This window comes from Rhodococcus sp. NPDC003382 (genome assembly GCF_053589135.1).
Genome location: NZ_JBSFRH010000114.1, coordinates 1 through 1,465, shown reverse-complemented (window position 1 = coordinate 1,465; position 1,465 = coordinate 1). Strand labels below are relative to the sequence as shown.

Below are 1,465 nucleotides of genomic sequence, written 5' to 3'. Positions count from 1 at the left end.
AGGAGGAATCTCAATGAAGTTGTCAAGCCGCCGCGACGGTAGACGCGGGCTGGTAGACCGCCTCGTCGCGGAGCATCGCCCACAACACGTTCACACGTCGGCGAGCCAAGGCAAGGACAGCTTGAGTATGACGCTTGCCCTCAGCGCGTTTCCGGTCGTAGTACACCCTCGATTCCGCGCAACTGCGGATACTGACCATCGCCGACAGGTAGCAGGCACGCAACAGACGCCGGTCGTAGCGTCTGGGCCGGTGCAGATTGCCCCGCACCCGCCCCGAATCACGAGGAACCGGAGCAAGTCCGGCAACGCCGGCAAGCCGGTCGGCAGATTCGAACACACTCATGTCACCGCCGGTGGCCGCGAGGAACTCCGCGCCGAGGATCGGTCCGAAACCGGGCATGCTCAGGATGATCCGTGCGTGCCGATGACTGTGAAATCGGGCCTCGATCTGCGCTTCGGTCTCACCGATCTGCGCATCGAGGGCAATCACCTCTTTCGCCAGCCGTGCGACCACCTCGGCGGCGACCTGCTGGCCGGGCACCCGCGTGTGCTGCGCCCCGGCCGCCGCGATTGCGGTCTGCGCAACCTGAGATGCGTTGCGGGCATGATGTTTCCGCAGCCATGCTTCGAGCCGGCCGGCGCCGATCCGGCGGATCCCGTCGGGGGTTCGGTAGCCGGTGAGCAGCACCAAGGCGGCCTTGGAGGTGGAGTAGTCGAAGGCCCGCTCGAGAGCGGGAAAATACTCGAGCAGCTGGGCGCGCAGCCGGTTGATCGCCCGGGTGCGATCGCACACCAGGTCGGTGCGGCGGGTGGTGAGGATGCGCAGGTCCACCGCGATCTCGTCGCCGATTCGGATCGGGTGCAGATCGCGGCGCATGCGGGCCTGGTCGGCGATGATCGCCGCGTCCTTGGCATCGGACTTGCCGTCGCCGCGGTACGAGCCCGCCGCGTGGTGCACGGTACGGCCGGGGATGTACAGCAACTGTTGGTCGCGGTCGAGCAGCATCGCGATCACCAGGCCGGCGCCACCGTGGTTCAGATCGATCGCCCAGGTGAGCTGCCCGTCTCGGGCGAGTCCGGCGACCTGCGAGATCAGCTCGTTCAGCGCGGTTTCGTCGTTGGTCACCCGGCGCGAGAGCAGTCGGTGTCCGTCGGTGTCGATGACCACGCAGTGGTGTTCGGTTTTGCCGGCGTCCAGGCCGGCCCACACGTGTTGTTCCATGGTTGTCTTTCCCCACTCGGATCCGGTGTCGGCCCCAGCAGACGACCACGCCGTCGTGTCCTTACACAGCGATCACATCGCGTCTCTCAATCAGCGGTCGAGTCGTCGCGGGACGTTGGGTGGCCAATCCTCCTTGGCCATCGACGGGGGCAGCAGAGCGATGAAAGCCATGTCCGACGTCCCTGGGTGGTTCGAAGCCTACGGCCGTCGCCCAGTTCGAACCCCCTGAAAGAAAGGTAAGGA

1 protein-coding gene is annotated in these 1,465 nt (G+C 66.0%); it reads right to left on the bottom strand.

All coding sequences use genetic code 11. From position 1 onward, the window contains the following. Positions 1 to 22: 22 nt before the first annotated feature. Positions 23 to 1,222, bottom strand: a complete 1,200-nt coding sequence (locus ACWDUD_RS30625) for an IS110 family RNA-guided transposase (RefSeq protein ID WP_248676766.1) — start codon at positions 1,220 to 1,222, stop codon at positions 23 to 25. Positions 1,223 to 1,465 lie beyond the last annotated feature (243 nt).